The organism is Pseudomonas sp. PDM17, assembly GCF_014851985.1.
In the GTDB taxonomy this organism is placed as follows: Bacteria; Pseudomonadota; Gammaproteobacteria; order Pseudomonadales; family Pseudomonadaceae; genus Pseudomonas.
Map to the genome: position 1 here is coordinate 1 of NZ_JACVAT010000015.1, position 15,844 is coordinate 15,844.

General features: G+C 59.7%; 12 protein-coding genes, 1 tRNA gene and 1 pseudogene. All 14 read left to right on the top strand.

All coding sequences use genetic code 11. The features are described from left to right. A pseudogene (locus tag IB256_RS30290) lies at positions 1 to 146 on the top strand (elongation factor Tu); the annotation flags it as partial. 53 nt (positions 147 to 199) lie between these two features. Beyond that, positions 200 to 275, top strand: a tRNA-Trp gene (locus IB256_RS30295). 44 nt (positions 276 to 319) lie between these two features. Further along, entirely contained in the window at positions 320 to 688 is a 369-nt protein-coding gene (secE, locus tag IB256_RS30300) for a preprotein translocase subunit SecE (RefSeq protein ID WP_045217345.1), read from the top strand. A gap of 9 nt (positions 689 to 697) precedes the next feature. Further along, a complete protein-coding gene (nusG, locus tag IB256_RS30305; protein ID WP_015475310.1) occupies positions 698 to 1,231 on the top strand; it encodes a transcription termination/antitermination protein NusG in 534 nt (177 codons plus the stop codon). 120 nt (positions 1,232 to 1,351) lie between these two features. Further along, a complete protein-coding gene (gene rplK, locus IB256_RS30310; RefSeq protein ID WP_024767122.1) occupies positions 1,352 to 1,783 on the top strand; it encodes a 50S ribosomal protein L11 in 432 nt (143 codons plus the stop codon). Beyond that, complete coding sequence (gene rplA, locus IB256_RS30315) at positions 1,783 to 2,478, top strand: 50S ribosomal protein L1 (protein ID WP_015475312.1); 696 nt, start codon at positions 1,783 to 1,785, stop codon at positions 2,476 to 2,478. Before rplK ends, rplA begins: the two co-directional genes overlap by 1 nt. Before the next feature lie 202 nt (positions 2,479 to 2,680). Further along, positions 2,681 to 3,181: a 50S ribosomal protein L10 gene (gene rplJ, locus IB256_RS30320; RefSeq protein ID WP_015475313.1), complete on the top strand. Its 501-nt coding sequence runs from the start codon at positions 2,681 to 2,683 to the stop codon at positions 3,179 to 3,181. Between the two features lie 76 nt (positions 3,182 to 3,257). Further along, complete coding sequence (gene rplL / locus IB256_RS30325) at positions 3,258 to 3,626, top strand: 50S ribosomal protein L7/L12 (RefSeq protein WP_017516430.1); 369 nt, start codon at positions 3,258 to 3,260, stop codon at positions 3,624 to 3,626. Positions 3,627 to 3,849: 223 nt separating this feature from the next. Next, positions 3,850 to 7,923, top strand: a complete 4,074-nt coding sequence (rpoB, locus tag IB256_RS30330; protein ID WP_081520877.1) for a DNA-directed RNA polymerase subunit beta — start codon at positions 3,850 to 3,852, stop codon at positions 7,921 to 7,923. A gap of 66 nt (positions 7,924 to 7,989) precedes the next feature. After that, positions 7,990 to 12,189 (top strand): DNA-directed RNA polymerase subunit beta', encoded by a 4,200-nt coding sequence (gene rpoC / locus IB256_RS30335; RefSeq protein WP_081520878.1) that lies wholly within the window; start codon positions 7,990 to 7,992, stop codon positions 12,187 to 12,189. A gap of 154 nt (positions 12,190 to 12,343) precedes the next feature. Beyond that, entirely contained in the window at positions 12,344 to 12,715 is a 372-nt protein-coding gene (gene rpsL / locus IB256_RS30340) for a 30S ribosomal protein S12 (protein WP_015475317.1), read from the top strand. Between the two features lie 85 nt (positions 12,716 to 12,800). Beyond that, positions 12,801 to 13,271: a 30S ribosomal protein S7 gene (gene rpsG, locus IB256_RS30345; RefSeq protein WP_015475318.1), complete on the top strand. Its 471-nt coding sequence runs from the start codon at positions 12,801 to 12,803 to the stop codon at positions 13,269 to 13,271. A 30-nt stretch (positions 13,272 to 13,301) separates the two neighbouring features. Further along, positions 13,302 to 15,437 carry an elongation factor G gene (fusA, locus tag IB256_RS30350; RefSeq protein ID WP_045217356.1) on the top strand — a complete coding sequence of 712 codons (2,136 nt, stop codon included), beginning with the start codon at positions 13,302 to 13,304 and terminating at the stop codon, positions 15,435 to 15,437. A gap of 28 nt (positions 15,438 to 15,465) precedes the next feature. Further along, on the top strand, positions 15,466 to 15,844 hold a 379-nt coding region (locus tag IB256_RS30355; RefSeq protein WP_192404989.1), incomplete at its 3' end, for a GTP-binding protein.

The window sequence follows — 15,844 nt, forward strand, 5'->3', positions numbered from 1 at the left end:
GCGTTGAGATGGTAATGCCGGGCGACAACGTGAAAATGGTTGTCACCCTGATCGCTCCGATCGCCATGGAAGATGGTCTGCGCTTCGCGATTCGCGAAGGCGGCCGTACCGTTGGCGCCGGCGTGGTCGCCAAGATCATCGAATAATCGATTGATCTTTCCCTCTCAGGCCGGCATAATGGTCGGCCTGACTTTGTTCTAGGCCAGTAGCTCAATTGGCAGAGCGGCGGTCTCCAAAACCGCAGGTTGGGGGTTCGATTCCCTCCTGGCCTGCCAGATTTCTCAAGATCTGGCACTTCTTTAAACGGGATTCCTAGCAGATGAATGCGAAGGTAGAAGCCAAAGAGTCGCGTCTTGATCTCTTGAAGTGGCTTGTGGTTGCAGTGCTGGTGGTGGTGGCTGTGGTTGCCAACCAGTATTACTCCGCGCAACCGATCTTCTATCGCGTTCTCGGTATCCTCGTGATGGCGGCTGTTGCAGGCTTTGTCTCGCTGCAGACCGTCAAGGGGCGTGCATTCTTTACCTTGGCTAAAGAAGCTCGCGCCGAGATTCGCAAGGTTGTATGGCCGTCTCGTCAAGAGACAACTCAGACCACGCTGATCGTAGTGGCAGTAGTGCTTGTAATGGCGCTGGTGCTTTGGGGGCTTGACTCCCTGCTGGGTTGGCTGGTTTCCATGATCGTAGGTTAAGGGTGTTCCGTGGCTAAGCGTTGGTACGTTGTGCATGCCTACTCGGGTTACGAGAAGCATGTCATGCGCTCGCTGATCGAGCGGGTCAAACTGGCCGGCATGGAAGATGGGTTTGGTGAGATTCTCGTCCCTACCGAAGAAGTGGTGGAGATGCGGAACGGCCAGAAGCGCAAAAGTGAGCGCAAATTCTTCCCGGGCTATGTCCTGGTGCAGATGGAAATGAACGAGGGTACTTGGCACCTGGTCAAGGATACCCCTCGTGTCATGGGCTTCATTGGTGGTACTGCCGATAAGCCGGCGCCGATCACCGATAAAGAGGCTGATGCCATTCTGCGTCGTGTCGCTGATAGCGGCGACAAGCCGAAGCCGAAGACACTGTTCGAGCCGGGCGAGACCGTTCGTGTCATCGATGGTCCGTTCGCTGACTTCAATGGCGTCGTCGAAGAGGTTAACTACGAAAAGAGCCGCATCCAGGTCGCTGTGCTCATTTTCGGTCGCTCTACCCCGGTAGAGCTGGAGTTCAGCCAGGTAGAGAAAGTTTAACTGGCATACTGAATCCCACACCCCGCAGCCCTAGGCTGCGGGGTTTTGTCGTCCTTGGGATAAAACGCGAAAGCAACCGGGGAGCCCGGCAGGGCGCTTGACCCGCATTTGGAGTAGCAAATGGCTAAGAAAATCACGGCTTACATCAAGCTGCAAGTTAAGGCCGGCCAGGCCAACCCGTCGCCGCCCGTCGGCCCGGCTCTGGGTCAGCACGGCGTGAACATCATGGAATTCTGCAAGGCGTTCAACGCCAAGACCCAAGGCCAAGAGCCGGGTCTGCCGACTCCTGTGATCATCACCGTTTACAGCGACCGTAGCTTTACCTTCGAAACCAAGAGCACCCCCGCTGCCGTCCTGCTGAAAAAAGCAGCTGGCATCACCAGCGGTTCCGCTCGTCCGAACTCTCAGAAAGTCGGCACCGTTACCCGTGCTCAGCTGGAAGAGATCGCCAAGGCCAAGCAGGCTGACCTGACCGCTGCTGACCTGGACGCTGCCGTACGCACCATTGCTGGCTCCGCGCGCAGCATGGGCCTGAACGTGGAGGGTGTGTAATGGCTAAGCTGACCAAGCGTCAAAAGGCTATCGCCGAGAAGATCGAAGCAGGCAAGCAATACGGCTTCGAAGATGCCGCCAAGCTGCTGGCCGAGCTGTCGACCATCAAGTTCAAGGAGTCCGTGGACATCGCCATCAATCTGGGCGTTGATCCGCGTAAATCCGATCAGGTCGTACGTGGCGCCACCGTTCTGCCGAACGGTACCGGCAAATCCGTACGCGTTGCCGTCTTCACCCAGGGTCCTGGTGTTGAAGCTGCCCTGGCTGCTGGTGCAGACAAGGTTGGCATGGACGAACTGGCTGCCGAAATGAAAGCCGGCGACCTGAACTACGACGTCGTTATCGCCTCCCCGGACGCGATGCGTGTTGTTGGCCAGCTGGGCCAGGTACTGGGCCCGCGCGGTCTGATGCCGAACCCGAAGGTCGGCACCGTGACTCCGGACGTCGCTACCGCCGTCAAGAACGCCAAAGCCGGTCAGGTACGTTTCCGTACCGACAAGAACGGCATCATCCACGCTTCCGTTGGCAAGATCGACTTCGAGCCGGTCAAGCTGAAGCAGAACGTGGAAGCGCTGCTGAGCGATCTGAAGCGCCTGAAGCCGTCCTCCTCGAAGGGCGTGTACGTTCAGCGCGTGACCCTGAGCACCACCATGGGCCCGGGTCTGCAGATCGATCAGGCTTCGCTGGAAGGCTGATGAACTAAGTCGAGTGGTGGGTTCGCCCGCTGCTCGCAGGTATTGGGGTCCCTGCCTGGCGGGGGCTATCCAAGACCGTAGGCGGCGCAAGCCTTAAACCTCAAGCCTACGCAGATGGTGCTCCCGATTCGTTTACCGAATCAGACACCAAAACGCCGTCCGGCTCCGGCTGGACGAATCGGTAACATCCAGGAGTAAACCCGTGGCAATTAAACTCGAAGACAAGAAGGCCATCGTCGCTGAAGTCAACGAGGCTGCCAAAGCCGGTCTGTCCGCTGTCGTGGTTGATGCACGCGGCGTGACTGTCGGCGCTATGACCGGACTCCGTAAAGAGGCCCGCGCAGCTGGTGTGTACGTGAAAGTCGTACGTAACACCCTGCTCAAGCGCGCCGTTGAAGGCACTCAGTTTGAAGTGCTCAACGACGTGTTCAAGGGCCCGACCCTGATTGCTTTCTCCAACGAACATCCGGGCGCTGCCGCTCGTATCTTCAAGGAGTTTGCCAAGGGTCAGGACAAGTTCGAGATCAAGGCGGCCGCGTTCGAGGGTCAGTTCCTCGCAGCCAATCAGATCGACGTGCTGGCGACCCTGCCGACCTACAACGAAGCTGTTGCACAGCTGATGAGCGTGATCCAAGGCGCTACCAGCAAGCTGGCTCGTACTCTGGCGGCAATTCGCGATCAGAAAGAAGCTACCGCAGCCTAAGGCTCGGCAACTCCTTTCAACCTTTTTTGTTTAATTCGATGGCCTTAGGCCGTCACCCAATACAGGAATTAGAGTCATGGCTCTGACCAACGAAGACATCATCTCCGCCGTATCCGAAATGTCCGTCATGCAGATCGTTGAACTGATCAAGGCGATGGAAGAGAAGTTCGGCGTTACCGCTGCTGCCGCTACCGTTGCTGCTGCCGGCCCGGCTGCTGCCGCTGCTGAAGAGCAGACCGAGTTCACCATCGTCCTGGCCGAAGCTGGCGACAAGAAAGTGAACGTGATCAAGGTCGTTCGTGAACTGACCGGCCTGGGCCTGAAAGAAGCCAAGGCTGTCGTTGACGGCGCCCCGGGCGTGGTCAAGGAAGGCGCTTCGAAAGAAGAAGCCGAAGCTGCCAAGAAAGCCCTGGAAGAAGCAGGCGCCAAGGTCGAGCTCAAGTAAGTTCGTACCTTGCGTCGACAGCCCGAGCGTTAAGCGACAGGCTGATGGCTGGTGGCAATTGCCACCGGCCTTTTTCCGTTATGGGTGGGGTGCCGTAGGTGCCTCCCATAACGTGAAAATCCCGCCACGAGTGGCGGCGCAAACCTAGGGTTTGCACGATTTTTGGGCTGCTCCCCTGTGCGGGAGAGGCCAAACAAGCAGGTGACCAAGCTGGGGAACGCTGATGGCTTACTCATACACTGAGAAAAAACGTATCCGCAAGGACTTTAGCAAGTTGCCGGACGTCATGGATGTGCCGTATTTGCTGGCCATCCAGCTGGATTCCTATCGCGAATTCCTGCAGGCGGGTGCAAGCAAGGACCAGGTCCGAGACATCGGCCTGCATGCGGCCTTCAAGTCCGTCTTCCCGATTATCAGCTATTCCGGCAATGCTGCCCTGGAATACGTCGGCTACCGTCTGGGCGAGCCGGCCTTCGATGTCAAGGAATGCGTGCTGCGCGGTGTGACCTTTGCGGTCCCGCTGCGTGTGAAAGTGCGCCTGATCATTTTCGACAAGGAATCGTCGAACAAAGCGATCAAGGACATCAAGGAACAAGAAGTCTACATGGGGGAAATCCCCCTGATGACCGAGAACGGTACCTTCATCATCAACGGTACCGAGCGCGTCATCGTTTCCCAGCTGCACCGCTCCCCGGGTGTGTTCTTCGACCACGACCGTGGCAAGACCCACAGCTCCGGCAAGCTGCTGTACTCCGCGCGCATCATTCCTTACCGCGGCTCCTGGCTCGACTTCGAGTTCGATCCGAAGGACTGCGTGTTCGTTCGTATTGACCGTCGCCGCAAGCTGCCGGCGTCCGTCCTGCTGCGCGCGCTGAACTACAGCACCGAGGAAATCCTCAACGCGTTCTATGACACCAACGTCTACGAGATCAAGGGCGAGACCCTGAATCTGGAGCTGGTGCCGTCGCGTCTGCGTGGCGAGATCGCCAGCTTCGACATCAAGGATGCTGCCGGCAAGGTCATCGTTGAAGCGGGCCGCCGTATCACCGCGCGCCACATCAATCAGCTCGAGAAGGCTGGCATCAGCCAGCTGGAAGTGCCGTTCGACTACCTGATTGGCCGTACCGTGGCCAAGGCTGTCGTGCACCCGGCTACCGGCGAGATCATCGCCGAGTGCAACACCGAGCTGACCGTCGATGCTCTGGCCAAGATCGCCAAGGCCCAGGTTGCGCGCCTGGAAACTCTGTACACCAACGACATCGACTGCGGTCCGTTCATCTCCGACACGCTGAAGATCGACTCCACCAGCAACCAACTGGAAGCGCTGGTCGAGATCTATCGCATGATGCGTCCCGGCGAGCCGCCGACCAAGGAAGCCGCCGAGACCCTGTTCGGCAACCTGTTCTTCAGCGCCGAGCGTTACGACCTGTCCGCCGTTGGCCGCATGAAGTTCAACCGTCGTATTGGTCGCACCGAGATCGAAGGCGCCGGCGTCCTGAGCAAGGAAGACATCGTCGAGGTCCTCAAGACCCTGGTTGCCATCCGTAACGGTAAAGGCATCGTCGACGACATCGACCACCTGGGTAACCGTCGCGTACGTTGCGTCGGCGAGATGGCCGAGAACCAGTTCCGTGTTGGCCTCGTGCGTGTAGAGCGCGCGGTCAAGGAACGTCTGTCGATGGCCGAAAGCGAAGGCCTGATGCCGCAGGACCTGATCAACGCCAAGCCGGTGGCTGCCGCGATCAAGGAGTTCTTCGGTTCCAGCCAGCTGTCGCAGTTCATGGACCAGAACAACCCGCTCTCCGAGATCACCCACAAGCGCCGCGTCTCCGCACTCGGCCCAGGTGGTCTGACCCGTGAGCGTGCGGGCTTCGAGGTTCGTGACGTACACCCGACCCACTACGGCCGCGTGTGCCCGATCGAAACCCCTGAAGGTCCGAACATCGGTCTGATCAACTCCCTGGCCACCTACGCCCGCACCAACAAGTACGGCTTCCTCGAAAGTCCGTACCGCGTGGTGAAGGAAGGTCTGGTCAGCGACGACATCGTCTTCCTGTCCGCGATCGAAGAGGCCGATCATGTGATCGCCCAGGCCTCCGCCACCCTGAACGAAAAGGGTGAGCTGATCGACGAGCTGGTAGCCGTACGTCACCTGAACGAATTCACCGTGAAGGCGCCGGAAGACGTCACCCTCATGGACGTGTCGCCGAAGCAGGTCGTTTCCGTCGCTGCCTCGCTGATTCCGTTCCTCGAGCACGACGACGCCAACCGTGCACTCATGGGTTCGAACATGCAGCGTCAGGCTGTACCGACCCTGCGCGCCGATAAGCCGCTGGTAGGTACTGGCATGGAGCGCAACGTCGCCCGTGACTCCGGTGTCTGCGTGGTTGCCCGTCGTGGCGGCGTGATCGACTCGGTCGACGCCAGCCGTATCGTGGTCCGCGTGAACGACGACGAAGTCGAGACTGGCGAAGCCGGTGTCGACATCTACAACCTGACCAAATACACCCGTTCGAACCAGAACACCTGCATCAACCAGCGTCCGCTGGTGCAGAAGGGTGACCAGGTTTCGCGCAGCGACATCCTGGCCGACGGCCCGTCCACCGACATGGGTGAACTGGCTCTGGGTCAGAACATGCGCGTAGCGTTCATGCCCTGGAACGGCTTCAACTTCGAAGACTCCATCTGCCTGTCCGAGCGCGTGGTCCAGGAAGATCGTTTCACCACGATCCACATCCAGGAACTGACTTGCGTTGCCCGTGACACCAAGCTCGGCCCAGAAGAAATCACCGCGGACATCCCGAACGTGGGTGAGGCTGCGCTGAACAAGCTGGACGAAGCTGGCATCGTCTACGTCGGCGCCGAAGTACAGGCTGGCGACATCCTGGTCGGCAAGGTCACCCCGAAAGGCGAGACCCAGCTGACTCCGGAAGAGAAGCTGCTGCGTGCGATCTTCGGTGAGAAGGCGTCCGACGTGAAGGACACCTCCCTGCGCGTGCCGACCGGCACCAAGGGTACCGTCATCGACGTACAGGTCTTCACCCGCGATGGCGTGGAGCGCGACAGCCGTGCCCTGTCCATCGAGAAGATGCAACTGGACGAGATCCGCAAGGACCTGAACGAAGAGTTCCGCATCGTCGAAGGCGCAACCTTCGAGCGTCTGCGTTCCGCTCTGGTCGGCGCCAAGGCCGACGGCGGTCCTGCCTTGAAGAAAGGCGCAGAGATCACCGACGAGTACCTGGACGGCCTCGAGCGCGGCCAGTGGTTCAAGCTGCGCATGGCGGAAGATGCTCTGAACGAGCAGCTGGAGAAGGCCCAGGCCTACATCAGCGACCGCCGTCAGATGCTGGACGACAAGTTCGAAGACAAGAAGCGCAAGCTGCAGCAGGGCGACGACCTGGCTCCGGGCGTACTGAAGATCGTCAAGGTCTACCTCGCTATCAAGCGCCGCATCCAGCCGGGCGACAAGATGGCAGGCCGTCACGGTAACAAGGGTGTGGTCTCGGTGATCATGCCGGTCGAAGACATGCCGCACGACGTGCATGGCACTCCGGTCGACATCGTTCTGAACCCGCTGGGCGTACCGTCGCGTATGAACGTCGGTCAGATTCTCGAAACCCACCTGGGCCTCGCGGCCAAGGGCCTGGGCGAGAAGATCAACCGCATGCTCGAAGAGCAGCGCAAGATCGCTGAGCTGCGTGTGTTCCTGAACGAGATCTACAACGAGATCGGCGGCCGCCAGGAAAGCCTGGACGAGCTGAACGATAACGAGATCCTCGCTCTGGCCAACAACCTCAAGGGCGGCGTGCCCATGGCTACCCCGGTGTTCGACGGTGCCAAGGAGCGCGAGATCAAGGCCATGCTGAAGCTGGCCGATCTGCCGGAAAGCGGCCAGATGCGTCTGTATGACGGCCGCACCGGCAACCAGTTCGAGCGTACGACCACCGTTGGTTACATGTACATGCTCAAGCTGAACCACCTGGTCGATGACAAGATGCACGCACGTTCCACCGGCTCTTACAGCTTGGTTACCCAGCAGCCGTTGGGTGGTAAGGCGCAGTTCGGTGGCCAGCGTTTCGGGGAGATGGAGGTCTGGGCGCTGGAAGCCTACGGTGCTGCCTACACCCTGCAGGAAATGCTGACCGTGAAGTCGGACGACGTGAACGGCCGTACCAAGATGTACAAGAACATCGTGGACGGGGATCACCGCATGGAGGCCGGCATGCCCGAGTCCTTCAACGTGTTGATCAAAGAGATCCGCTCGCTCGGCATCGATATCGAACTGGAAACCGAATAACACGTGACGTCAGAACGGTGCGGCTGGTCAAGGCCGGTCGCACCGGGTCCGTGAGGAGGAAAGGCCTTGAAAGACTTGCTTAATCTGTTGAAAAACCAGGGTCAGATCGAAGAGTTCGATGCCATCCGTATTGGCCTGGCCTCGCCCGAGATGATTCGTTCCTGGTCCTTCGGCGAAGTCAAGAAGCCGGAGACCATCAACTACCGTACCTTCAAGCCGGAGCGCGATGGCCTGTTCTGCGCCAAGATCTTTGGCCCGGTGAAGGACTACGAGTGCCTGTGCGGTAAGTACAAGCGCCTGAAGCACCGCGGTGTGATCTGCGAGAAGTGCGGCGTGGAAGTCGCGCTGGCCAAGGTGCGCCGCGAGCGCATGGGTCACATCGAACTGGCCTCGCCGGTCGCCCACATCTGGTTCCTGAAGTCCCTGCCGTCTCGTATCGGCCTGCTGCTGGACATGACCCTGCGTGACATCGAGCGTGTGCTCTATTTCGAGAGCTACGTGGTGATCGATCCGGGCATGACCACCCTCGAGAAGGGTCAGCTGCTGAACGACGAGCAGTACTTCGAAGCCCTCGAAGAGTTCGGTGACGACTTCGACGCCCGCATGGGTGCGGAAGCCGTTCGCGAGCTGCTCAACGCTATCGATCTGGAGCACGAGATTGGCCGCCTGCGCGAAGAGATTCCGCAGACCAACTCGGAAACCAAGATCAAGAAGCTGTCCAAGCGCCTGAAGCTGATGGAAGCCTTCCAGGGCTCCGGCAACCATCCCGAGTGGATGGTGCTGACCGTCCTGCCGGTGCTGCCGCCGGACCTGCGTCCGCTGGTTCCGCTGGATGGCGGCCGCTTCGCGACTTCGGATCTGAACGATCTGTATCGCCGCGTGATCAACCGTAACAACCGTCTGAAGCGCCTGCTCGACCTGGCTGCTCCCGACATCATCGTGCGCAACGAAAAGCGCATGCTGCAGGAAGCCGTCGACGCCCTGCTGGACAACGGCCGTCGCGGCCGTGCCATCACCGGCTCGAACAAGCGCCCGCTGAAGTCCCTGGCCGACATGATCAAGGGCAAGCAGGGTCGCTTCCGTCAGAACCTGCTCGGCAAGCGCGTGGACTACTCCGGTCGTTCGGTAATTACCGTAGGCCCGACCCTGCGTCTGCACCAGTGCGGTCTGCCGAAGAAGATGGCCCTGGAGCTGTTCAAGCCGTTCATCTTCGGCAAGCTGGAAGGTCGTGGCATGGCCACCACCATCAAGGCTGCCAAGAAGATGGTCGAGCGCGAGCTGCCGGAAGTGTGGGACGTTCTCGCTGAAGTCATCCGCGAACACCCCGTACTGCTGAACCGTGCGCCGACCCTGCACCGTCTGGGCATCCAGGCGTTCGAGCCGGTACTGATCGAAGGTAAAGCCATCCAGCTGCACCCGCTGGTCTGCGCCGCGTACAACGCCGACTTCGACGGTGACCAGATGGCCGTGCACGTTCCGCTGACCCTCGAGGCTCAGCTGGAAGCGCGCGCGCTGATGATGTCGACCAACAACATTCTGTCGCCCGCCAACGGCGAGCCGATCATCGTTCCGTCGCAGGACGTGGTAATGGGTCTGTACTACATGACCCGTGAAGCGATCAACGCGAAGGGCGAGGGCATGGCTTTCGCAGATCTGCAGGAAGTTGACCGCGCGTACCGCAGCGGCCAGGTGTCCCTGCACGCCCGCGTAAAAGTGCGCATCAACGAGAAGATCAAGAACGAAGACGGCACCCTGACCGCCAACACCCGTATCGTCGACTCCACTGTCGGCCGTGCGCTGCTGTTCCAGGTTGTCCCGGCCGGCCTGCCCTTCGACGTGGTCAATCAGTCGATGAAGAAGAAGGCGATCTCCAAGCTGATCAACCACTGCTACCGCGTGGTGGGTCTGAAGGACACCGTCATCTTCGCTGACCAGCTGATGTACACCGGCTTCGCCTACTCGACCATCTCCGGTGTGTCGATCGGCGTGAACGACTTCGTCATCCCGGACGAAAAGGCCCGCATCATCGATGCCGCCACCGAGGAAGTGAAGGAGATCGAAAGCCAGTACGCCTCCGGCCTGGTAACCCAGGGCGAGAAGTACAACAAGGTGATCGACCTCTGGTCCAAGGCCAACGACGAAGTGTCCAAGGCGATGATGGCCAACCTCTCGAAAGAGAAGGTGACCGATCGCGAAGGCAAGCAGGTCGACCAGGAGTCCTTCAACTCCATGTACATGATGGCGGACTCCGGTGCGCGGGGTTCCGCGGCCCAGATCCGTCAGCTGGCCGGTATGCGTGGCCTGATGGCCAAGCCGGACGGCTCCATCATCGAGACCCCGATCACCGCGAACTTCCGTGAAGGCCTGAACGTACTCCAGTACTTCATCTCCACTCACGGTGCTCGTAAAGGTCTGGCGGATACCGCACTGAAGACCGCGAACTCCGGTTACCTGACCCGTCGTCTCGTCGACGTGGCCCAGGACCTGGTCGTGACCGAGATCGACTGCGGCACCGAGCATGGCCTGGTCATGTCCCCGCACATCGAAGGCGGCGACGTGGTAGAGCCGCTGGGTGAGCGTGTACTCGGCCGCGTAATGGCTCGCGACGTGTTCAAGCCGGGCAGCGACGACGTGATCGTCGAAGCCGGTACCCTGATCGACGAGAAGTGGGTCGACTTCCTCGAGCAGATGAGCGTCGACGAAGTCGTTGTGCGTTCGCCAATCACCTGCGAAACCCGTCACGGCATCTGCGCCATGTGCTACGGCCGCGATCTGGCCCGTGGTCACCGCGTGAACATCGGTGAGGCTGTTGGCGTTATCGCTGCCCAGTCGATCGGTGAACCGGGTACCCAGCTGACCATGCGTACCTTCCACATCGGTGGTGCGGCCAGCCGTACTTCCGCGGTGGACAACGTACAGGTCAAGAACGGCGGCACCATTCGCCTGCACAACCTGAAGCACGTAGAGCGTGCCGACGGCGCCCTGGTAGCGGTTTCCCGTTCCGGTGAGCTGGCGGTAGCCGACGACTTCGGTCGTGAGCGCGAGCGCTACAAGCTGCCGTACGGTGCGGTGATTTCCGTGAAGGAAGGTGACAAGGTCGACCCGGGCGCCATCGTCGCCAAGTGGGACCCGCACACCCACCCGATCGTCACCGAGATGGACGGCACCGTGGCCTTCGTGGGCATGGAAGAGGGCATCACCATCAAGCGCCAGACCGACGAACTGACCGGTCTGACCAACATTGAAGTGATGGATCCGAAGGATCGTCCGGCTGCCGGCAAGGACATTCGTCCGGCTGTGAAGCTGATCGACGCCGCAGGCAAGGATCTGCTGCTGCCGGGTACCGACGTACCGGCCCAGTACTTCCTGCCGGCGAACGCCCTGGTCAACCTCAACGATGGCGCGAAAGTGCGTATCGGTGACGTTATCGCGCGTATCCCGCAGGAAACCTCGAAGACCCGCGACATCACCGGTGGTCTGCCGCGCGTTGCCGACCTGTTCGAAGCTCGTCGTCCGAAAGAGCCTTCGATCCTGGCGGAAATCAGCGGCACCATTTCCTTCGGCAAGGAAACCAAGGGCAAGCGTCGCTTGGTGATCACTCCCACCGACGGTAGCGATCCGTACGAGGAGCTGATTCCGAAGTGGCGTCACCTGAACGTGTTCGAAGGTGAACAGGTAAGCCGTGGTGAAGTGATCTCCGACGGCCCGAGCAACCCGCACGACATCCTCCGTCTGCTGGGTGTCAGCTCGCTGGCCAAGTACATCGTCAACGAGATCCAGGACGTTTACCGTCTGCAGGGCGTGAAGATCAACGACAAGCATATCGAGACCATCCTGCGCCAGATGCTGCGCAAGGTCGAAGTGGCCGAGTCGGGCGATTCGTCCTTCATCAAGGGCGACCAGGTCGAACTGGTTCACGTGCTGGAAGAGAACGAAGTACTGGGCACCCAGGACAAGTTCCCGGCCAAGTACGAGCGCGTTCTGCTGGGTATCACCAAGGCCTCGCTGTCCACCGAGTCGTTCATCTCGGCGGCATCCTTCCAGGAGACCACCCGCGTCCTCACCGAGGCGGCGGTCACCGGCAAGCGCGACTTCCTGCGCGGCCTGAAGGAGAACGTGGTCGTGGGTCGTCTGATCCCGGCGGGTACCGGTCTGGCTTACCACAGCGAGCGCAAGCGTCAGCGCGAACTCGGCAAGCCGCAGCGCGTGAGCGCGAGCGAGGCCGAAGCAGCACTGGCCGAAGCGCTCAATCTGAGCGGTAACTAAGCCTCAAACGAAGCCCCGGTTGTCTTGACAACCGGGGCTTTGTCTTGACTGGCTTCCGTAAGCTCTTTAGTATCTTGTACCCCGAAAATTGGCAGGGCGCGTGCTCTGCCCATTTTCGTTTTTAAGTGTCGTAAGACAATCAGTGGAGCTATAGATGGCAACTATCAACCAGCTGGTGCGCAAACCGCGCAAGCGCCTGGTAGACAAGAGCGGCGTTCCTGCCCTGCAGAACTGCCCTCAGCGTCGCGGCGTATGCACCCGCGTATACACCACCACCCCGAAGAAGCCGAACTCCGCACTGCGTAAAGTGTGCCGTGTTCGCCTGACCAACGGTTTCGAGGTTTCCTCGTACATCGGTGGTGAAGGTCACAACCTGCAGGAGCACAGCGTAGTGCTGATCCGTGGCGGTCGTGTAAAGGACCTTCCGGGTGTTCGCTACCACACCGTGCGCGGTTCGCTGGATACCTCCGGCGTTAAAGACCGTAAGCAGGGTCGTTCGAAGTACGGCGCGAAGCGTCCGAAGTAATTTTGTTTTCCTATTTGCTGAGTCGATAAGAGTAAGGTCGGGCATCAAGTCCCGGATTACCTGAAGACCGTTTGAGGGCTTATCAATGCCAAGACGTCGTGTAGCGGCCAAACGTGAGATCCTGGCCGATCCTAAATACGGAAGCCAGATTCTGGCGAAGTTCATGAACCACGTGATGGAAAGCGGCAAGAAAGCCGTTGCCGAGCGTATCGTTTACGGTGCTCTGGACAAGGTCAAAGAGCGCGGTAAAGGCGACCCCCTGGAACTCTTCGAAAAAGCACTCGACGCCATCGCTCCGCTGGTCGAAGTGAAGTCCCGCCGTGTAGGCGGTGCTACCTACCAGGTTCCGGTCGAAGTACGTCCGTCCCGTCGTAATGCACTGGCCATGCGCTGGCTGGTGGACTTCGCCCGCAAGCGTGGCGAGAAGTCCATGGCTCTGCGTCTCGCTGGCGAACTGATGGACGCCGCTGAAGGTAAAGGCGCCGCTGTCAAGAAGCGTGAAGACGTACACCGTATGGCCGAGGCCAACAAAGCGTTCTCGCACTACCGCTTCTAATTACGGCAACACTACTTCTGCGAGGGCTTTATGGCTCGTAACACAGCAATCAACCGCTACCGGAACATTGGTATCTGTGCCCACGTTGACGCGGGCAAGACCACCACCACCGAGCGGATCCTGTTCTACACAGGTCTCAGCCACAAGATGGGTGAGGTGCATGACGGCGCTGCCACTACCGACTGGATGGTGCAGGAGCAGGAGCGTGGTATTACCATCACCTCCGCTGCGATCACCACCTTCTGGGAAGGTTCGCGCGGCCAGTACGACAAGTACCGCGTAAACGTCATCGACACCCCCGGCCACGTAGACTTCACCATTGAAGTTGAGCGCTCCCTGCGCGTACTGGACGGCGCTGTCGTTGTGTTCTGCGGCACCTCCGGCGTTGAGCCGCAGTCCGAAACCGTATGGCGTCAAGCCAACAAGTACGGCGTTCCGCGTATCGTTTACGTGAACAAGATGGACCGCGCCGGCGCCAACTTCCTGCGCGTCGTCGGTCAGATCAAGAACCGCCTGGGTCACACCCCGGTTCCGGTTCAGCTGGCCATCGGTGCAGAAGATGACTTCCAGGGGCAGGTTGACCTGCTGAAGATGAAGGCCATCTACTGGAACGAAGACGACAAGGGCACTTCCTATCGCGAGGAAGAAATTCCTGCCGATATGGTCGAGCTGGCCACCGAGTGGCGCAACAACATGGTCGAAGCTGCTGCCGAAGCCAACGAAGAGCTGATGAACAAGTACCTGGAAGAGGGTGAGCTGTCGATCGAAGAGATCAAGGCTGGCCTGCGTCTGCGTACCATCGCCTGCGAAATCGTACCGGCTGTCTGCGGCTCCTCGTTCAAGAACAAGGGCGTGCCCCTGGTTCTCGACGCCGTGATCGACTTCCTGCCTGCTCCGACCGAGATCCCTGCTATCCAGGGTATCCACCCGGATCACATCGACGACGGCGACGAAGCTCCGAAGGACGATCGTCCTGCCGACGACAATGCTCCGTTCTCGGCTCTGGCATTCAAGATCGCCACCGACCCGTTCGTAGGTACTCTGACCTTCGTTCGCGTCTACTCGGGCGTTCTGGAGTCCGGTAACTCCGTTATCAACTCCGTGAAAGGCAAGAAAGAGCGCGTTGGTCGTATGGTGCAGATGCACGCGAACCAGCGTGACGAGATCAAAGAAGTACGCGCTGGCGACATCGCTGCTCTGATTGGCATGAAGGACGTCACCACCGGTGACACCCTGTGCGATATCGAGAAGCCGATCATCCTCGAGCGTATGGACTTCCCGGAGCCGGTAATCTCGGTAGCTGTTGAGCCGAAGACCAAGGCTGACCAGGAGAAGATGGGCATTGCCCTCGGCAAGCTGGCTCAGGAAGACCCGTCGTTCCGCGTCAAGACCGACGAAGAAACCGGCCAGACCATCATCTCCGGTATGGGTGAGCTGCACCTGGACATCCTCGTCGACCGCATGAAGCGTGAATTCGGCGTTGAGGCGAACATCGGCAAGCCGCAGGTTTCGTACCGCGAAACCATCTCGAAGGACAACATCGAGATCGAAGGCAAGTTCGTTCGTCAGTCCGGTGGTCGTGGTCAGTTCGGTCACTGCTGGATTCGCTTCTCGACTCCGGACGTGGACGACAAGGGCAACATCACTGAAGGCCTGGTCTTCACCAACGAAGTCGTGGGCGGTGTGGTTCCGAAGGAATACATCCCGGCCATCCAGAAGGGCATCGAAGAGCAGATGAAGAACGGCGTTGTTGCCGGCTATCCGCTGATCGGCCTGAAGGCGACCGTCTTCGATGGTTCCTACCACGACGTCGACTCCAACGAGATGGCGTTCAAGATCGCTGCTTCCATGGCGACCAAGCAGCTGGCCCAGAAGGGCGGCGGCAAGGTTCTGGAGCCGATCATGAAGGTGGAAGTGGTGACTCCTGAGGACTACATGGGTGACGTGATGGGTGACCTGAACCGTCGTCGTGGTCTGATTCAGGGGATGGAAGACTCGGTTTCCGGTAAGGTTATCCGTGCCGAGGTTCCGCTGGGCGAGATGTTCGGTTACGCAACCGACGTGCGTTCCATGTCCCAGGGTCGCGCTAGCTACTCCATGGAATTCTCCAAGTACGCTGAAGCTCCGGCGAACGTCGTCGAAGCTCTGGCCAAAAAACAAGCTTGATTCAGCTCTTTTAGTAGAGGTTACTCTCGTGGCTAAAGAAAAATTTGAACGTAACAAACCGCACGTCAACGTCGGCACCATCGGTCACGTTGACCACGGCAAAACCACTCTGACCGCTGCTCTGACCAAGGTCTGCTCCGAGACCTGGGGCGGCTCCGCTCGCGCTTTCGACCAGATCGACAACGCGCCGGAAGAGAAGGCTCGTGGTATCACCATCAACACCTCTCACGTTGAATACGACTCGCCGGTACGCCACTACGCTCACGTAGACTGCCCGGGTCACGCCGACTACGTGAAGAACATGATCACCGGTGCTGCCCAGATGGACGGCGCGATCCTGGTTTGCTCCGCTGCTGACGGCCCCATGCCGCAGACCCGCGAGCACATCCTGCTGTCCCGTCAGGTAG